The sequence below is a fragment of the Streptomyces sp. BPTC-684 genome (genome assembly GCF_030028635.1).
Taxonomy (GTDB): Bacteria; Actinomycetota; Actinomycetes; order Streptomycetales; family Streptomycetaceae; genus Streptomyces; species Streptomyces noboritoensis.
Genome location: NZ_CP124863.1, coordinates 1,955,932 through 1,973,542, shown reverse-complemented (window position 1 = coordinate 1,973,542; position 17,611 = coordinate 1,955,932). Strand labels below are relative to the sequence as shown.

Annotated in this window: 18 protein-coding genes; 11 read left to right on the top strand and 7 right to left on the bottom strand. The window is 72.0% G+C overall.

The features are described 5' to 3' along the window. Positions 1-334 precede the first annotated feature (334 nt). Positions 335-772 (top strand): hypothetical protein, encoded by a 438-nt coding sequence (locus QIY60_RS08720; protein WP_283141895.1) that lies wholly within the window; start codon positions 335-337, stop codon positions 770-772. 87 nt (positions 773-859) lie between these two features. On the opposite strand, the gene QIY60_RS08715 is transcribed toward QIY60_RS08720, so the two are convergent. The 4 genes from QIY60_RS08715 to QIY60_RS08700 all read right to left on the bottom strand — a co-directional run bounded on the left by QIY60_RS08715 (position 860) and on the right by QIY60_RS08700 (position 3,572). Then, complete coding sequence (locus tag QIY60_RS08715) at positions 860-1,480, bottom strand: nucleoside triphosphate pyrophosphatase (protein WP_283141894.1); 621 nt, start codon at positions 1,478-1,480, stop codon at positions 860-862. A 39-nt stretch (positions 1,481-1,519) separates the two neighbouring features. Further along, positions 1,520-1,648: a hypothetical protein gene (locus tag QIY60_RS08710; protein ID WP_257583798.1), complete on the bottom strand. Its 129-nt coding sequence runs from the start codon at positions 1,646-1,648 to the stop codon at positions 1,520-1,522. Between the two features lie 115 nt (positions 1,649-1,763). Next, positions 1,764-1,970 (bottom strand): acyl-CoA carboxylase epsilon subunit, encoded by a 207-nt coding sequence (locus QIY60_RS08705; RefSeq protein ID WP_283141893.1) that lies wholly within the window; start codon positions 1,968-1,970, stop codon positions 1,764-1,766. A gap of 9 nt (positions 1,971-1,979) precedes the next feature. Beyond that, positions 1,980-3,572, bottom strand: coding sequence for an acyl-CoA carboxylase subunit beta (locus QIY60_RS08700; protein WP_283141892.1), 1,593 nt, complete (start codon positions 3,570-3,572; stop codon positions 1,980-1,982). Positions 3,573-3,707: 135 nt separating this feature from the next. Between QIY60_RS08700 and QIY60_RS08695 the strand changes: the two genes are divergently transcribed. The 5 genes from QIY60_RS08695 (at position 3,708) to hutH (ending at position 9,907) form a co-directional block, all read left to right on the top strand. Beyond that, positions 3,708-4,568, top strand: coding sequence for a biotin--[acetyl-CoA-carboxylase] ligase (locus QIY60_RS08695; RefSeq protein ID WP_283141891.1), 861 nt, complete (start codon positions 3,708-3,710; stop codon positions 4,566-4,568). 155 nt (positions 4,569-4,723) lie between these two features. Then, entirely contained in the window at positions 4,724-5,881 is a 1,158-nt protein-coding gene (locus QIY60_RS08690; protein WP_283141890.1) for an adenylate/guanylate cyclase domain-containing protein, read from the top strand. A gap of 154 nt (positions 5,882-6,035) precedes the next feature. Continuing rightward, a complete protein-coding gene (locus QIY60_RS08685; protein WP_283141889.1) occupies positions 6,036-6,836 on the top strand; it encodes an enoyl-CoA hydratase-related protein in 801 nt (266 codons plus the stop codon). 69 nt (positions 6,837-6,905) lie between these two features. Continuing rightward, entirely contained in the window at positions 6,906-8,060 is a 1,155-nt protein-coding gene (locus tag QIY60_RS08680) for a diguanylate cyclase (RefSeq protein WP_283141888.1), read from the top strand. 305 nt (positions 8,061-8,365) lie between these two features. Next, the gene (gene hutH / locus QIY60_RS08675) at positions 8,366-9,907 is read left to right on the top strand and encodes a histidine ammonia-lyase (RefSeq protein ID WP_283145864.1); all 1,542 of its coding nucleotides are present in this window, start codon (positions 8,366-8,368) and stop codon (positions 9,905-9,907) included. 80 nt (positions 9,908-9,987) lie between these two features. Here hutH and QIY60_RS08670 read toward each other — a convergent pair whose 3' ends face one another. Beyond that, the gene (locus QIY60_RS08670; RefSeq protein ID WP_283141887.1) at positions 9,988-10,263 is read right to left on the bottom strand and encodes a hypothetical protein; all 276 of its coding nucleotides are present in this window, start codon (positions 10,261-10,263) and stop codon (positions 9,988-9,990) included. A 109-nt stretch (positions 10,264-10,372) separates the two neighbouring features. On the opposite strand from QIY60_RS08670, the gene QIY60_RS08665 reads away from it, so the two are divergent. From QIY60_RS08665 to QIY60_RS08655, 3 genes are all read left to right on the top strand, one after another. Next, a complete protein-coding gene (locus tag QIY60_RS08665; RefSeq protein ID WP_283141886.1) occupies positions 10,373-10,723 on the top strand; it encodes a hypothetical protein in 351 nt (116 codons plus the stop codon). Positions 10,724-10,858: 135 nt separating this feature from the next. Further along, entirely contained in the window at positions 10,859-12,124 is a 1,266-nt protein-coding gene (locus QIY60_RS08660; protein WP_283141885.1) for an Ig-like domain-containing protein, read from the top strand. A gap of 177 nt (positions 12,125-12,301) precedes the next feature. Then, positions 12,302-13,015, top strand: a complete 714-nt coding sequence (locus tag QIY60_RS08655; protein ID WP_283141884.1) for an ATP-binding cassette domain-containing protein — start codon at positions 12,302-12,304, stop codon at positions 13,013-13,015. Here the strand turns inward: QIY60_RS08655 and QIY60_RS08650 are convergent, their stop codons facing one another. Further along, positions 13,016-13,927, bottom strand: coding sequence for a helix-turn-helix transcriptional regulator (locus QIY60_RS08650; protein WP_283141883.1), 912 nt, complete (start codon positions 13,925-13,927; stop codon positions 13,016-13,018). It abuts the gene before it with no gap. Positions 13,928-14,090: 163 nt separating this feature from the next. Between QIY60_RS08650 and QIY60_RS08645 the strand changes: the two genes are divergently transcribed. After that, complete coding sequence (locus QIY60_RS08645; protein WP_283141882.1) at positions 14,091-15,128, top strand: NAD(P)-dependent alcohol dehydrogenase; 1,038 nt, start codon at positions 14,091-14,093, stop codon at positions 15,126-15,128. 103 nt (positions 15,129-15,231) lie between these two features. Continuing rightward, positions 15,232-15,579 (top strand): DUF1330 domain-containing protein, encoded by a 348-nt coding sequence (locus QIY60_RS08640; RefSeq protein ID WP_283141881.1) that lies wholly within the window; start codon positions 15,232-15,234, stop codon positions 15,577-15,579. Between the two features lie 309 nt (positions 15,580-15,888). Here QIY60_RS08640 and QIY60_RS08635 read toward each other — a convergent pair whose 3' ends face one another. Further along, entirely contained in the window at positions 15,889-17,514 is a 1,626-nt protein-coding gene (locus QIY60_RS08635) for a hypothetical protein (protein WP_283145863.1), read from the bottom strand. Positions 17,515-17,611 lie beyond the last annotated feature (97 nt).

Here is a 17,611-nt window from a genome sequence, read left to right as displayed (position 1 = left end):
ATCCGCGGCTCGCTCATGTCGCGAAATCCCTTGTCGCACCACGGTACGCCGGGTCCCTGCTCGGCACATTAGCCTTCTGGTGTGGTCAAGGTCTCTGTCCCTGAGGCCAGCGGGTCCCTCACATTCTTTGTGGAGTCCCTACGAATGGCCGAATGATTCTTTGCGAGCGGAAGCGCGAGTGGAGGTGCGAGCGGACGATCGTGCTCACCGTGTCGTCGGGACCCTTGCCCAAGGGTTTACCGGTTAGTAGCGTTTGCGATGTCAGACGTACTACCGGTAACAGGGGCTGGCTGTAAGCAGGGGGTGGTGCGCCGTGGCGCGCAGACCGGTGGCTGTGGTGGCCGCGATCGTTCTTCTGGCCGAAGCCGTCGGCATCGTCCTGATCAACTGGTTCTTCGGGCACGCCGTCCATCGGCAGAACATGTCCCTCGGCGGGATCGACTCCGACACGATGTCGAACACGACGTACGCGATGGGCGGGGTCTTCGGGTTCTACCTGGCGGTGTGCGGGGTTGTCCTGCTGCTCACGGGTGTACGCGACCGGGCGCCCGGGCGGTTCGGGCGGATCGTGCTCATCACCTGTGCGGTGATGCACGGGGTGCTGGGGGCGTTGACGGTGGGGCTGGTGGGGTGGATCGCGTTCGCGTTCATGATGGTTGTGCTGGCGCTGATCGTGCTTGTGCTGCTGATGTACGCCCCGCGCCTGCCGGCGGAGCCGGCGGATGCCGCCCCGTCGGGTGATGGCAGCCCGCCTGAACCTGTTGCCGCCTGAGCGATTTCGTCTGCGGACCGTGCGTGGCTGGTCGCGCCCACGCGGCGGAGCCGCACAATGACACAGCCCCGCGCCCCTTAAAGGCCCCTACGGGGCCACCCACAGATCCGTGATCCCGATTCCCAGCTCCGCCAGCAGTTCGCGCAGCAGTGGCAAGGACAGGCCGATCACGTTGCCCGGGTCGCCGTCGATGCCGTTCACGAACGGGGCCGAGCGGCCGTCCAGGGTGAACGCGCCCGCCACGTGGAGGGGTTCGCCGCTCGCCACGTACGCGGCGATCTCCGCGTCGCTCGGCTCGCCGAAGCGGACCGTGGTGGACGCCGTCGCCGAGGCGCGGCGGCCGTTCGCCGTGTCGATGACGCAGTGGCCCGTCCGCAGCACCCCGGCGCGGCCGCGCATGGACTTCCAGCGGGCCGTGGCCTCCTCGGCGTCGGCGGGCTTGCCCAGCGCCTCGCCGTCGAGCTCCAGGACCGAGTCGCAGCCGATGAGCAGGGCCCCGGCGGCCTCGGGGCGGGCGGCGACCGCGTCGGCCTTGGCCTCGGCCAGGACCAGGGCGAGCTCGCCGGGCGTGGGGGCGGTGAGGGCGTCCTCGTCGACCCCGCTGACGACGACCTCGGGGGCGAGGCCGGCCTGGCGCAGCAGACCGAGCCGGGCGGGCGAGGCGGAGGCGAGGACGAGGCGGCGAGCGGGGGCAGTCATACGGGTCATCGTAGACAGCGCGGGACACCGCCCGGCCGGGGGCATACGTCAGTGCAGGCTGACCACGAACATCCCCAGCACCATGAGCAGCGCCAGCACCAGGCCCGCGCGCCGCATCATCGCCTGGGCGTCGCGCAGTTCCTTCGGCGGCTCGTTCTTCGGGTCGGACCACAGCATGCCTTCGATACTGCGGCCGCGAGGGCGGGGGCGCCTGAGTACGGGTACTCAAGCACCCCCCAGGGACCCCCAGGGGCGCGGGGCTGTGCCACTTGCGGCCCCGTCGGCGCAGTGCCTACGAGGGCCAGTACGACCGCGCCCATGACCGCGGACCCGGTCGCGGTACCGGGTGGCGGGCGATGCGGGCCGGGGTGGACCACTCCTCGGGGGGCAGCGGCGCACCGGACGACGCGGACGCCGTCGCCGCGGCGCGCGCCCGGACCACCGCCAGTGCGGCGGCCAGCTCCTCGGGGGTCGGATTGCCTCGTACGACCTTGATCACAGCGGCTCCTTACAGGGGGATGTTGCCGTGCTTCTTCGGCGGGAGGGATTCCCGCTTCGTGCGCAGCTGACGCAGGCCCCGCACGATGTGCGCACGGGTCTCGGACGGCATGATCACGGCGTCCACATAGCCGCGCTCGGCCGCGATGTACGGGTTGAGGAGCGTGTCCTCGTAGTCGGCGATCAGCTCCGCGCGGGTCGCCTCGGCGTCCTCCGCGGCCGCGATCGTGCGGCGGTGCAGGATGTTCACCGCGCCCTGCGCGCCCATCACCGCGATCTGCGCGGTCGGCCAGGCCACGTTGAGGTCGGCGCCCAGGTGCTTGGAGCCCATGACGTCGTACGCGCCGCCGAACGCCTTGCGGGTGATGACCGTGATCAGCGGGACGGTCGCCTCGGCGTACGCGTAGATCAGCTTGGCGCCGCGCCGGATGATGCCGCCGTACTCCTGGTCCACGCCCGGCAGGAAGCCCGGCACGTCCACGAAGGTGATCACCGGCACGTTGAAGGCGTCGCAGGTGCGCACGAAGCGCGCGGCCTTCTCGGAGGCGTTGATGTCCAGGCACCCGGCGAACTGCATCGGCTGGTTGGCGACGATGCCGACCGGGAAGCCCTCGACGCGGCCGAAGCCGGTGATGATGTTCGGCGCGAACAGCGCCTGGGTCTCCAGGAACTCGCCGTCGTCCAGGACGTGCTCGATGGCCGTGTGCATGTCGTACGGCTGGTTCGCGGAGTCCGGGATGAGCGTGTCCAGCTCCCGGTCGGAGTCCGAGACCTCCAGGTCGGCCTCCTCGGGGAAGGCCGGCGCCTCGCTGAGGTTGTTCGAAGGCAGGTACGACAGCAGGGACTTGACGTACTCGATGGCGTCCTTCTCGTCGCCCGCCATGTGGTGCGCCACGCCCGAGGTGGTGTTGTGGGTGCGCGCGCCGCCCAGCTCCTCGAAGCCGACGTCCTCGCCGGTGACCGTCTTGATGACGTCCGGGCCGGTGATGAACATGTGCGAGGTCTGGTCGACCATCACCGTGAAGTCGGTGATGGCGGGGGAGTAGACCGCGCCGCCCGCGCAGGGCCCGACGATCAGGGAGATCTGCGGGACCACGCCCGAGGCGTGCACGTTGCGGCGGAAGATCTCGGCGAACAGGCCGAGCGCGACCACGCCCTCCTGGATGCGGGCGCCGCCGCCGTCGTTGATGCCGATGACCGGGCAGCCGGTCTTCAGCGCGAAGTCCATGACCTTGACGATCTTCTCGCCGTAGACCTCGCCGAGCGAGCCGCCGAAGATGGTGAAGTCCTGGGAGTAGACGCACACCGGGCGCCCGTCGACCGTGCCGTAACCGGTGACGACACCGTCTCCGTACGGGCGGTTCTTCTCGATCCCGAAGTTGGTCGAGCGGTGCCGGGCGAACTCGTCGAGCTCGACGAACGACCCCTCGTCGAGGAGCAGGTCGATCCGCTCACGGGCGGTCAACTTGCCCTTGGCGTGCTGCTTTTCCACAGCCCGCTCGGAGCCGGCGTGCGTCGCCTCCCCGATGCGGCGCTGCAGATCCGCGAGCTTGCCCGCGGTCGTGTGGATGTCAGTCACGTCTTGGTGCTCCGGCTCGGACATCGGGATGCGGCTCCCTGCCTGGTCACGGGTTTCGGCTGGCTACTGACTCGTAGGGTAGTGGCGCGGATACCGTTCGGCAGTGCGTCGTTTGCCACACCGGGGTGCGCTTGCGCCCGCGCGCCTAACCTGGCTCGTATGACGCCCCAGGACGCATCCGAAAGCCGCTGGTCCGACCTCGACCGGCCCCCTCTCAACGCCTCAGCCCTGCGCCACGCCCTGGTGCGGCCGGGCGCCCTGTGGACCTCCCTGGACGTGGTCCAGGAGACCGGTTCGACCAACTCCGACCTCACCGCCCGGGCCAAGGAGCTCCCCGAGGGCGCGGTCCTGGTGGCCGAGGAGCAGACCGCCGGGCGCGGCCGCCTCGACCGCAGCTGGTCGGCGCCGGCCCGCTCGGGCCTCTTCTTCTCCGTGCTGCTGCGGCCCGGCGCGGGCGTCCCGGTGGACCGCTGGGGCTGGCTGCCGCTGCTCACCGGGGTGGCCGTCGCCACCGGCCTGTCCCGCGCGGCGGGCGTCGACACGTCGCTGAAGTGGCCCAACGACCTGCTGGTCACGGTCGGCGGCGAGGAGCGCAAGGCGGGCGGGATCCTGGCCGAGCGGGCGGGCGAGGACGCGGTGGTGGTCGGCATCGGCCTCAACGTCACCCTGCGCGCCGACGAACTGCCGGTGCCCGCCGCCGGGTCGCTGGCGCTCGCCGACGCGGTCTCGACCGACCGCGAGACCCTGCTGCGGGCCGTGCTGCGCTCCCTGGAGCAGTGGTACGTGGACTGGCGCGAGGCGGGCGGCGACCCGGCGGCGTCCCGGCTCCAGGAGACGTACGCGGCGGGCTGCGCCACGCTCGGCCGGACCGTGCGCGCCGAGCTCCCCGGCGACCGCGCCGTAATCGGCGAGGCGGTCGCGGTGGACGCGGACGGGCGTCTGGTGCTCGCCACGGAGGGGGGCGGACGCGAGCCCGTGGCGGCGGGCGACATCGTCCACCTGCGCCCGGCGGCCGGCTGAGCCGGTGGTTTGGCCTCCGCACCGCCTCCGAGTGACTTCGAGTGACAAGGCAATGGGTGCGAGGACGTGAGCTACGGCACACCTGCCGTATCGTGGAGCCCGATCCAGCGACAGATCGGCAGGGAAGTGCGCAGGGAACGGGCAGGAGGCGGCTGGTGACCGTCGACGACACGCAGTCCGGTGAGGGTGCCGGCCCCCCCTCGGAGCCGGCGCCCTCCGCGTACCCGACCCCGCACCACGTCGTGGACCACACCGCCGAGCCCACCGCCGATCCGCTCGCCATCCGCCTGGAGCAGCTGATCCTGGGCGCGGACCGCCGGTACACGCCGTTCCAGGCGGCCCGGACCGCCGGCGTCTCCATGGAGCTGGCCTCGCGGTTCTGGCGGGCCATGGGGTTCGCGGACATCGGGCAGGCCAAGGCGCTCACCGAGGCCGACGTGCTGGCGCTGCGGCGCCTGGCCGGTCTGGTCGAGGCGGGGCTGCTCAGCGAGCCCATGGCGGTGCAGGTGGCCCGCTCCACCGGGCAGACCACCGCCCGGCTGGCCGAATGGCAGATCGATTCCTTCCTGGAGGGCCTGACCGAGCCGCCCGAGCCCGGCATGACCCGTACGGAGGTCACGTACCCGCTGGTGGAGCTGCTCCTGCCGGAGCTGGAGGAGTTCCTGGTGTACGTGTGGCGGCGGCAGCTGGCCGCCGCGACCGGGCGCGTGGTGCAGGCCGCCGACGACGAGGAGATGGTCGACCGGCGCCTCGCCGTCGGCTTCGCCGACCTCGTCGGGTTCACGCGGCTCACCCGGCGCCTGGAGGAGGAGGAGCTCGGCGAGCTCGTCGAGGCCTTCGAGACGACCGCGGCCGACCTGGTCGCCGCGCACGGCGGCCGCCTCATCAAGACCCTCGGCGACGAGGTCCTGTTCGCCGCCGACGACGCCGGTACGGCCGCCGAGATATCGCTCCGGCTGATCGAGACGATGGGCCACGACGAGACGATGCCCGCGCTGCGCGTGGGCATCGCCTTCGGCACGGTCACCACCCGGATGGGCGATGTCTTCGGTACGACCGTGAACCTGGCCAGCCGGCTCACCTCGATAGCGCCCAAGGACTCGGTCCTGGTGGACGGCGCGTTCGCGGAGGAGCTGGCGCGTACGGGCGACGCGCCGGTGTCGGAGACGCAGGCCGCCGAGGAGGCGGCGAAGGCGGAGAAGGAGGGCGAGGAGGCCCCCAAGTACCGCTTCGCGCTGCAACCGATGTGGCAGCGGCCCGTGCGCGGCCTTGGCGTGGTCGAGCCGTGGATGCTGCACCGGCGTGGAGCCTGAGCCGGTGCGGTGATTCGTCCGCGGGCCGGTGGGGGCTGGTCGCGCCCACGCGGCGGAGCCGCATGTGTCACAGCCCCGCGCCCCTTTCGGGGCGCTGACGCGCCCACTTAGGATCTCCCGACGTAACGTTCGTTAACGTCGTCGGGAGGGTCTCATGGGCACGGATGAGCAGCGGTACGGGGAGTTCGTCGGCGTGAAGCGGCACGGGTGCGTCGCCGAGCTGGTGCTCGATCGGCCCAAGGCGATGAACGCCGTGTCCACCGAGATGGCCCGCTCGATCGCCGCCGCCTGCGACGCGCTCGCCGCCGACCCCTCCGCTCGGGCGGTCGTGGTGACCTCCACGCACGAGCGGGCCTTCTGCGTGGGCGCCGACCTCAAGGAGCGCAACTCCTTCACCGACGCCGAGCTGGTGCGCCAGCGCCCCACCGCGCGCGCCTGCTACACCGGCGTCCTCGATCTGCCCATGCCGACCGTCGCCGCCGTGCACGGCTTCGCGCTCGGCGGCGGGTTCGAGCTGGCGCTCGCCTGCGACCTGATCGTGGCGGACGCGACGGCCGTCGTCGGCCTGCCGGAGGTCTCGGTCGGCGTCATCCCCGGCGGCGGCGGTACGCAGCTGCTCCCCCGGCGCGTGGGCGCGGCCCGGGCGGCCGAACTGGTCTTCACCGCACGGCGGGTGGAGGCGTCGGAGGCGCGCGACCTCGGCCTGGTCGACGTGCTTGTGGGTGAGGGCGAGGACCGCGACGAGGCGCTGGCGCTGGCCGGGCGGATCGCCGCGAACTCGCCGGTCGGGCTGCGCGCGGCCAAGCGGGCGATGCGGCTGGGGCACGGGCTCGACCTGCGGGCGGGCCTGGAGGTCGAGGACGCGGCGTGGCGGTCGGTGGCGTTCTCCGGGGACCGGGCGGAGGGCGTCGCGGCGTTCAACGAGAAGCGGAAGCCGCAGTGGCCGGGCGAGTGAGCTGATCTTGTAGCCGGCCCGTGCCCGGCCAACTGATCAAAACGGGGCAAACCTCCCTAAGCTGGAGGGATGCGCGGTGAGGGCGAGGGTGTCGGCGGGACCGAGGACGTACGGCTGCGGGCCGTGGTGTCGCTGGCGCAGGCCATGGCGGCGGCGCACACCCCGCGCGAGTCCTGGCGCGCGGCGGCGCTCGGCGCGCGGGACGCGCTCGCCGGGAACTTCGCCGCGCTCTCCACGTGGGAGCGGGAGCTGGGGCGGCTGCGGGTCCTGGTGAACGCGGGCGAACGGGCCGAGGGGGAGGAGGAGTTCCCGGAGGACGAGACGTATCCGGTGCACCGGTTCCCCGAGATCACGGAGTTCCTGCACGAGCGGTGGGCGGGTGGGGGCGAGCCCAACGCCTGGGTGGAGACGGCCGCGGGGCCCGGGGACGCGGCGGGCTACTGCCACGAGCGGGTGACCGCGCTGCGGCGGCGCGGGCGCGGCTGCTGCGTGGTCGCGCCGATCGTGCTGCACGGGCGGGCGTGGGGCGAGTTGTATGTGGCCCGGCCGGTGGGCGCGCCCGTCTTCGACGCGGCCGACGCGGACTTCGCGACCGTGCTGGCGTCGGTGGCGGCGGCCGGGATCGCCCAGACGGAACGCCTGGAGGAGGTCCGGCGCCTCGCCTTCACCGACCCGCTGACGGGGCTGGCCAACCGCAGGGCGGTGGACGTACGGCTCGACGAGGCGGTCGAGAGCCATCGCCGGGACGGGTCGGTGGTGAGCCTGGTCGTGTGCGACCTGAACGGGCTCAAGCGGGTCAATGACACGCGGGGCCACGCGGTGGGGGACCGGCTGCTTGAGCGGTTCGGGTCGGTGCTGTCGCTGTGCGGGGCGAAGCTGCCCGGCGCGCTGGCGGCGCGGCTGGGGGGTGACGAGTTCTGCCTGCTGTCGGTGGGGCCGCCGCCGGACGACGTCGTTCGGGTGGCGTCCGAACTGTGCCTGCGGGCGGGCGAGTTGGAGCTGGGGGAGGGGGTCGCCTGCGGAGTGGCCTCCACGGGCGACCCCATCGGCCCGGTCCGCTCGGCCCGCCGCCTGTTCCGTCTCGCGGACGCGGCGCAGTACCGGGCGAAGGCCGCGCGCTCGGCGACGCCGGTGGTGGCGGGGCGGGACGGGGCGGTCGTCCAACTCGCGGATACGCCGCAGCCGGAACGGGCGGAACGACGCCGGTTCCGGGGCCGGGGGTGACTTCCCCGTTGCGGGGCTGCGCCCCGGCCCCGTTCGTCTGCGGACCGTGCTGTGTTGCTCGCGCAGTTCCCCGCGCCCCTAAAGGTGCCGCTGCGCGGCAATCCCCTGGGGCGCCCCGAAGGGGCGCATCTCAGGGGCGCGGGGAACTGCGCGACCAGCCCGCCACGGTCCGCAGACGACGAGCCCGGCCGCCCGCCGGAGGCCACGCGGCGGAGCCGCAAATGTCACAGCCGGGAAGGGGCGGGGTGGGGGGACTCCGGCTAGTGACACATGCCGATTCAATCCGTACGCTGCTGAATATGGATATGCACACTGTCGTGGTGGGGACGTCCGGGACGACCCCGGAGGACGTCGTCGCCGTCGCCCGCCAGGGCGCCCGCGTCGAACTCTCGGCCGAAGCCCGAGACGCCCTCGCCAGAGCCCGCGAGATCGTCGACGCCCTCGCCGCCAAGCCGGAGCCCGTGTACGGCGTCTCCACCGGCTTCGGCGCCCTCGCCACCCGGCACATCAGCCCGGACCTGCGCGCCCAGCTCCAGCGCAACATCGTGCGCTCGCACGCCGCCGGCATGGGCCCGCGCGTGGAGCGCGAGGTCGTGCGCGCGCTGATGTTCCTGCGGCTGAAGACCGTCGCCTCCGGCCACACCGGCGTACGCCCCTCCGTGGCCCAGACGATGGCGGACATCCTGAACGCCGGCATCACCCCGGTCGTCCACGAGTACGGCTCGCTCGGCTGCTCCGGCGACCTCGCCCCGCTCTCGCACTGTGCGATGACCCTGATGGGCGAGGGCGACGCCGAGGGCCCCGACGGCGTCGTACGGCCCGCCGGTGAGCTGCTCGCCGAGGCCGGCATCGAGCCCGTCGAACTGCGCGAGAAGGAGGGCCTGGCCCTCCTCAACGGCACCGACGGCATGCTCGGCATGCTGGTCATGGCCCTCGCGGACCTCAAGAAGCTCTACACCTCCGCCGACATCACGGCCGCGCTCTCCCTGGAGGCGCTGCTCGGCACCGCCAAGGTGCTCGCGCCCGAGCTGCACGCCATCCGCCCGCACCCCGGCCAGGGCGCCTCCGCCGCCAACATGCTGGCCGTGCTGAAGGGTTCGGGCCTGACCGGGCACTTCCAGCAGGACGAGGCCCCGCGCGTCCAGGACGCGTACTCGGTGCGCTGCGCCCCGCAGGTCGCGGGCGCCGGCCGGGACACCATCGCGTACGCCCTCACCGTCGCCGAGCGCGAGCTCGCCTCGGCCGTCGACAACCCGGTCGTCCTGCCGGACGGACGCGTGGAGTCCAACGGCAACTTCCACGGCGCCCCGGTCGCCTACGTCCTGGACTTCCTGGCGATCGCCGCCGCAGACCTCGGCTCCATCGCCGAGCGCCGCACCGACCGCCTCCTCGACAAGAACCGCTCGCACGGCCTGCCGCCGTTCCTCGCGGACGACGCCGGCGTCGACTCCGGCCTGATGATCGCCCAGTACACCCAGGCCGCCCTGGTGAGCGAGATGAAGCGGCTGGCCGTCCCGGCGTCCGCCGACTCGATCCCGTCCTCCGCCATGCAGGAGGACCACGTCTCCATGGGCTGGTCGGCCGCCCGCAAGCTGCGGACCGCGATCGACAACCTGACCCGGATCATCGCCGTCGAGCTGTACGCGGCGACCCGGGGCATCGAGCTGCGCCACGGCCTCACCCCCGCGCCCGCCTCCCGGGCCGCCATCAAGGCCGCCCGCGAGGCCGGTGTCGGCGGCCCCGGCCCGGACCGCTTCCTCGCCCCCGACCTGGCCGCCGCCGACGCGTTCGTGCGCAGCGGGCAGCTGGTCGCCGCGGTGGAGCCGGTGACCGGCCCGCTGGCCTGACCCGTACGCGGTACGCGAAGGGGCGCCCGGGAACTTCCCGGGCGCCCCGATTCGTATACGTACTGCGTACGTCGGTTACGTCAGTACTGCTGCCGCGCCCGCCGCACCGAGAAGGCGACGAACCCGGCGCCCAGGCCCAGGAACAGCGTGCCGCCGAAGAGGTACGGGGACGTGTCCACGGTGCCCGTGTCGGCGAGCGCGAGATCCGCCTCCGTGCCCGCGGCGGCGGCCGTCGAGTGGGCCGGGGCCGACGGTGGCTTCCCGTCCGTGGCGTTGGCTGACGGGACGAACCACAGAGCGCAGAGCAGCGAGCCCGCCGCGGTGGCGGTGAGCAGAGGCCGGCGAGCGACGGACACCTAGTCGATCCCCCTTGTGGATACGGCGAATTGGTGGTGTGGACCGATGCTAGTGAAAGCAGCGGGTCGCAGGAAAGTCGCGGAGGTCCCGAGCCCTACGCTCCGTCGCATGACGACAGAAGAGACACCGCGCTATGTCCGCCTCCGGGTGGATTTGGTACTGGAGATCGAGGACCCGGAGGCGCTGACCGGCGCGGCCCTGGAGCGCATCGCGGCGGACGAGCTCCTTCCGGACCGGGAGCGCGCGCATGCGCAGTCCGCGGTCCGGGAAGACGAGGCGGAGGCCCTGGCGTATCTGGTCGACCCCTTCGACCTGGTCGCCGAGGTGCCGGGGGTCGAGCTCGCGCAGGCCTCCTGGAGCAGCGAGGAGATCGAGTACGACCCCGACGACGAGGACTGGGACCTCGACGAGGAAGATGAGGGCGACGAGGAGGACGGAGACGACGGCCCGAGGCCGTGACGTCCGAGGAGCCACGGGGCCGGTTTGTCCGGCCCGGGTGGTGTTTCCCACATCTCCTCCGCAAAAGGAACCACAGCCTCAGTGGCTATGTTGTTCAGTCGACGGCTTGGTCGATGGCTTGGGGGACCGGCAACGATGGAGAAGCGTGTGATAACGGAGAGTAAGCGTCGCAAGGGTCTCGTGGCCGCGTCCGCGGTGCTCGGCGGCGTACTGCTGCTGTCGGCATGCAACGACGACGGCAAGGACAAGGGCGGCGCCGACGCCTCGAAGACGTCGCAGTCCCAGGTCGACAAGGCGGCCGAGAAGGACACCTCCGACGCGAAGATCACCATCACGCCCAAGAACGGCGCCGACAACGTCGGCATCAACAACGACACCAAGGTGTCCGTCGCCGACGGCAAGCTGACCTCGGTCGTCATGACGTCCGCCGAGGGCACGCCGGTCGCGGGCAAGATCTCCGCGGACGGGCTGAGCTGGGTGCCGGACAAGCAGCTCAAGCGCTCCGCCAAGTACAAGATCGCGGCGACCGCGCAGGACGCGAAGGGCCGCGAGGCCCACGAGAACACCTCGTTCGCGACGGTCTCGCCCGCCAACAGCTTCATCGGCAACTTCACGCCGGAGTCCGGCTCCACGGTCGGCGTGGGCATGCCGGTGTCGGTGACCTTCGACAAGGCGGTCATCAACAAGAAGGACGTCCAGTCCCACATCTCGGTGACCTCCAGCAGCGGCCAGGAGGTCGTGGGCCACTGGTTCGGCGCGCAGCGCCTGGACTTCCGCCCGCAGGACTACTGGAAGTCCGGCTCGACCGTCACCATGAAGCTCGACCTGGACGGCGTCGAGGCCAAGCCCGGCGTCACCGGTGTCCAGGAGAAGACGGTCACCTTCAAGATCGGCCGCAACCAGGTCTCCACGGTCGACGCCCAGACCCACCAGATGACCGTCACGCAGGACGGCAAGACCGTCAAGACGATCCCGATCTCCGCGGGCGCGCCCGACCACAAGACGTACAACGGCACGATGGTGATCTCCGAGAAGTTCAAGGAGACCCGGATGAACGGTGCGACGGTCGGTTTCACCGACGGTGACGGCAAGGGCGAGTACGACATCAAGGACGTTCCGCACGCGATGCGGCTCTCCGCGTCCGGCACGTTCATCCACGGCAACTACTGGGGTGCGAAGTCCATCTTCGGTAGCGCGAACACCAGCCACGGGTGTGTGGGGCTGTCCGACACGAAGGGGGCGGGTGACTCGGGTACCGCGGGCGCGTGGTTCTACGAGCACTCGATCGTCGGTGACGTTGTCGTCGTCAAGAACACCGGTGACAAGACCATCGCGCCTGACAATGGGTTCAGTGACTGGAACATGAGCTGGGCGGCTTGGAAGGCCGGTTCTGCGGTCTGAGGTTTGTGCCGTCGGCCGGCTGCGGGTTGTCCGTGGCTGGTCGCGCAGTTCCCCGCGCCCCTAAAGGCGCGGCACCACGAGGGGGCGTCCCGTACCGGGGGCGCCCCCTTCGGCGTTCTCATTCGCCTCTCATCGTCGCCGTAACCCACCATCACCGCGCCCCCCTACCTTCGCGCCATGTTCCTCACCTACCTCGGCGCGAGCTGCGCCGCCGCGGAAAGGCGGCGCAGGTCGTCGCCTCGGGGTTGGCGGTCAGCCGCCGGGTGCGGGAGTTCGGCACGCTCAAGGCGCTCGGCTGGAAGAGCGGCCGGGTCACCCGCCAGGTCGTCGGAGAAGCCGCTCGCCGGAGTCGATCTGACCATCGAGGACGGCGGCCGCCTGGTCATCCAGGGCCCCACCGGCGGCGGCAAGTCCACCCTGCTCCAGATGCTCGGTGGGCTCGACCGGCCCACCGAGGGCAGTGTCGTGCTCGACGGAGTCGACCTGGCGAGCCTGCCCGAGGTGCGGCTCACCAAGGTGCGGGCCGAGTCCATCGGCTTCGTCTTCCAGAGCTTCAACCTGATCCCGACGCTCACCGCCCAGGAGAACGTCGAGACCGCCCTCGTCCCGCTCGGCCTGAAGGCCGCCGACCGGCGCGAGCACTGGGGGAGGGTGGCCATCGCACGCGCGGTCGTCAAACGCCCCAAGGTCCTGCTCGCCGGCGAGCCCACCGGCAACCTCGACGAGGGCATGCGCGACGAGATCATGGAGGTGCTGGAGGGCCTGTGGAAGGAGCACGGGCTGACCTTCGTCATGGTCACCCACGACACCGCCCTGGCCCGCCGCGCCCCGCGCATCGCCGTCATCCGCAAGGGGAAGGTGACGATCACCGAGAACGCGTCGGCGGCGTGATCACGAGGACGGCCGGGAGCGCGTCGGCGGTGTGACGGGGGCCGGGCGGCCGCCGGGACCGGAGGGGTCCGGGGCGGCCGCCCAGCTCGCGAGCAGCCGCAGCGAGTCCGCCGAGGGCGAGCCCGGCTCCGCGTAGTACGTCACCAGCGACAGGTCGTGCTCCTCGGGCAGCTTCAGCGTCTCGTACGACAGCGTCAGCTCGCCCACCACCGGGTGGTGCAGCCGCTTGGTGCCGTGGCCCTTCTGGCGGACGGTGTGGGCGGCCCACAGCGTACGGAACTCGTCGCTCTTGACCGAGAGTTCACCCACCAGGGCCGTCAGCAGCGGGTCGTCCGGATAGCAGCCCGCGCACAGCCGCAGCACGCCCACCACCTCGACCGCCTTGTCCTGCCACTCCACGTACCGCTCGCGGGCGGTCGGGTCGAGGAATATGTGGCGGGCGAAGTTCCGCTCCTCCGGCGGGAGGTCGACGAAGTCGCCGATGAGGGCGGCGGCCATCCGGTTCCAGGCCAGCAGGTCGAGCCGGCGGCCCAGGATGTACGCCGGGACCGCCTCCATCGAGTCGATCAGATGGTGCAGCTGCGGCCGCACCGCCGCCTGCCGCCCGGCCCCGGCCTTCTTCTTCTTGGCAGCCGTCGGCTTGGCCAGGTGGGTGAGGTGCTGCTGCTCGGCGTCGGTCAGCCGCAGCGCCCGGGCGATCGCGTCGAGCACCTCGGCCGACACGTTCTGCCCGTTCCCCTGCTCCAGACGCGTGTAGTACGCGACCGACACCCCGGCCAGCTGGGCCAGCTCCTCCCGGCGCAGCCCCGGCACCCGGCGGTGCCGCCCGAAGTCGGGCAGGCCCACGTCCCCGGGCTTGAGCCGGGCCCGGCGGGAGTGGAGGAATTCGCTGAGTTCGGCACGCTGGTCCATGACACCCCAGTATCCGCTGTCGTACGACCGTCAGCCTGACCCTGCCAGTAGTACGCACGCGAGGCGTACGCACGGCGGACGTACGCAGAACAGGGGGCTGGGTGGCGGGCTGCGGCTGCGGCACCGTGGACGGCGTACCCGAGAATCCCGAGGAGTCAAGGCAATGACCACCGTCGCCGCCTACGCAGCCCCCGCCGCCAAGGCCCCGCTGGAGCGCACCACCATCGAGCGCCGCGCCGTCGGCACGCACGACATCCTGATCGAGATCAAGTACGCCGGCATCTGCCACTCCGACATCCACCAGGCCCGCGAGGGCTGGGGCGAGGCCATCTTCCCGATGGTCCCGGGCCACGAGATCGCCGGTGTGGTCACCGAGGTGGGCCCCGGCGTCACCAAGTACGCCGTCGGCGACCGGGTCGGCGTCGGCTGCTTCGTCGACTCCTGCGGCGAGTGCGCGCAGTGCGCGGCCGGGCAGGAGCAGTTCTGCGCCCGGGCCGTCGGCACGTACAACGCCGTCGGCCGGGACGGCGAGCCCACCTACGGCGGCTACTCCACCCACGTCGTCGTCTCCGAGCGCTTCGCGGTCCGCATCCCCGACGCCCTGTCGCTGGACGCCGCCGCGCCGCTCCTGTGCGCGGGCATCACCCTCTACTCGCCGCTCAAGCGCTGGCAGGCGGGCCCCGGCAAGAAGGTCGCGATCCTGGGCCTGGGCGGCCTCGGCCACATGGGCGTCAAGATCGCGCACGCGCTCGGCGCCGAGGTGACCGTGCTCAGCCAGACGCTGCGCAAGCAGGAGGACGGCCTGAAGCTGGGCGCCGACCACTTCCACGCCACGAGCGACCCGAAGACGTTCGAGCAGCTCGCGGGCTCCCTCGACCTGATCGTCTCGACGGTCTCGGCCCCGCTGGACCTCGGCGCGTACCTCTCGCTCCTGAAGCCGGGTGGCGCGCTGGTGAACGTGGGCGCCCCCGAGGAGCCCAACGCGCTCAACATGTTCGGTCTGATCGGCGGCAACAAGATCCTGGCCGGTTCGATGATCGGCGGCATCGCGGAGACCCAGGAGATGCTGGACTTCTGCGCGGAGCACGGCCTGGGCGCGGAGATCGAGCTGATCCGCGCGGACGAGGTGAACGAGGCGTACGAGCGGGTGCTGGCGAGTGATGTGCGGTACCGGTTCGTGATCGACACGGCGACGATCTGAGGGGTTTGGGTTGGGGGGCGCTTACCTGCCGGGTAATCGACCCCCCTCCCCGCCCCCGGCAGGATCAAGGCATCCCAACGGCATCGCTGACCCGGAGGCTGTCATGACCGCTTACGCCATAGCCCACCTGCGCCCCACCGACGGCCCCGTCCCCGAGGACGTTTTCGTCTACATGGAGCGCATCCAGGAGACCTTCACCCCGTTCGGCGGTCGTTTCCTGGTGCACGGGACGACGGTGGAGGTGCGCGAGGGGGAGTGGCCGGGCGCACTGGTCATGGTCGGCTTCCCGGGAATGCCGGAGGCCCGCGCCTGGTACGAGTCACCGGCCTACCAGGCCCTCCTCCCCCTCCGCACGGCCCACATCCCGGGCGACCTGGTCCTGGTCGACGGGGTGGGCCCGGACTACGACGCGGGGGAGACGGCGAGGCGGTACCGGGAGGCGGCGCTTTAGGACCGCGGGGCTGTGCCGTTGTGTGGCTCCGCCACGCGGACGCGACCAGCCGGTCGGCTTAAGGGGCGCGGGGAACGGCGCGAGAACCACGCACGGTCCGCAGGGGCCAGGGGGTTTAGAGGGGCGCGGGGAACGGCGCGAGACCAGCCACGCACGGTCCGCAGACGACCGGGGGTTTAGGGGCGCGGGGAACTGCGCGACTAGCCACGCACGGTCTGCAGATGACAGAGGGTTTGGGGGCGCGGGGAACGGCGCGACCAGCCCCCACCGGCCCGCAGGCGAAGTCACCGCACCCCCAGCCCGACTCGCTCAACACCCGCCCCCACGGGGCCACCGGTAAGGCGAGTCCAACCGGTACACCCCAGGCCGCCGCACAGTGAGCCGCGTCCACTCCCCGTCCCGCGCCACACACGCCCCCTCCGCCCGCAACCACGGCGAGTAAGCGACCCGCACAGTCGCAGACCCCGCCCGCGACATCCGAACGACCAGCGCCGCATCATCCCCCCGCACCACCACACCCGGCGCAGACACCAACGGCACAGCCCCCCGCACCCGGTAGACAGTCCAGTGCGCATCCCCCCACACCCGCTCCAGCCACGGCACCCCGCTCCGCACGAGCGCGGCCTCGGCCGTGGCGGGCCCGTCCGGCAGCCCGTCGTGGACGGCGACGAGCCCGACGGCCCACCGGTCGAGCCACGCCCGGTACGCCCCCGCCGAGAACGACCCGTCGTAGAACAGACGCCCCCGCTCGACGTCCAACTGCCGGTTCCAGCCCCGCGCGTTGTTGACGTACGCGCCGAGCACCGCCGCCTCCCGGTGGTTGCGCGCGGGCACCACCTCCACCCGCGTCCGGTCGGCCCCGAGCCGGCGCAACTCGTCGACGAGCCCGTCGGTGTGCGACGCCCACGCGGGCGTGACCGTGGACACCCCGGTGTCGTCGAGCGTCTTGTCCCGCAGCCAGTTGACGGAGATGAGGAGGACCACGGCCAGCACGACCCGCCGCGTACGGTCCAGCCCGGGCGCGAGGAGCGCGGCGAGCAGCACGGGCGGCCCGGCAAGCCCGACGAGCCGCTCCACGTTCGACCCGATCGGGGAGGCGACGACGTACGTGAGGACGACCCCCACCGCGTACACGGCGGCCCCGGCGCGAACGACCCGCCACGTACGGGACGGGGGCGCGGCGACCAGCAGCGCGGCGCAGACGCCGAGCGGCATCCACAACTTGCCCACCGCCATGGGCTGTTCGCCCTCGAACGGGAAGAGGAGGGTGGTGGCCGTGACGATCACGCACGGCGGCACGCTCAGAACGGCGGCCTTGCGCCACTGCCGATCGAGCCCGTACGCGGCGCCGACGACGAGCAGGAAGAGCCCGGCGACGGGGCTGGCCATGGTGGCGAGAGCAGTGCTCACGGATGCGAGCGACAGCCTGGTTATGGATCGCCGCACCGAACCAAGAGCGGCGCTCTCGATCGGGGCGGCCGTCGCCCCCACGGGCCCCTGCGCCACCAGACACGCCGCCAGCGCGAACGCGATCCCCACCGCGAACGTGGTCCGCCCTGACACGACGTTGCACCACAGCGCCGCCGCCGCGAGCAGCGCGGGCCACACCCCCCGCCACGGCCCGTCGCCCCCGAGCCGCCCGCCCCGCGCGCCCTCCGCCCGTACGAAGAGGAGGGCCATCAGCCACGTACTGGAAACACCCGCCACGACCGACACCGTGCGCACCCCGAACGCCGCCATCAGCCACGGCGTCAGCAGGCTGTAGTTGGCGGTGTGCGCGCCGCCGTACCAGGACAGGTTGTACGCGGACCCCGGGTGCCGGGACGCGAAGCCCGCCCAGGCGAGCTGGGCCGCGAGATCGCCGCCGCCGGTCGCGAGGACGAGCGCCCACACCACGTACAGCGGAAGGACCGTCAGCGTCACGACCGCGGGCACGCGCGACTCGGGCCGCAGCCACCTCCCGCGCAGTGGCGAGGCGGCTACGTCGCTGGCGGTGTCGGTCCCGTCGGTCCCCAGGACCTGGCTGCTGGTG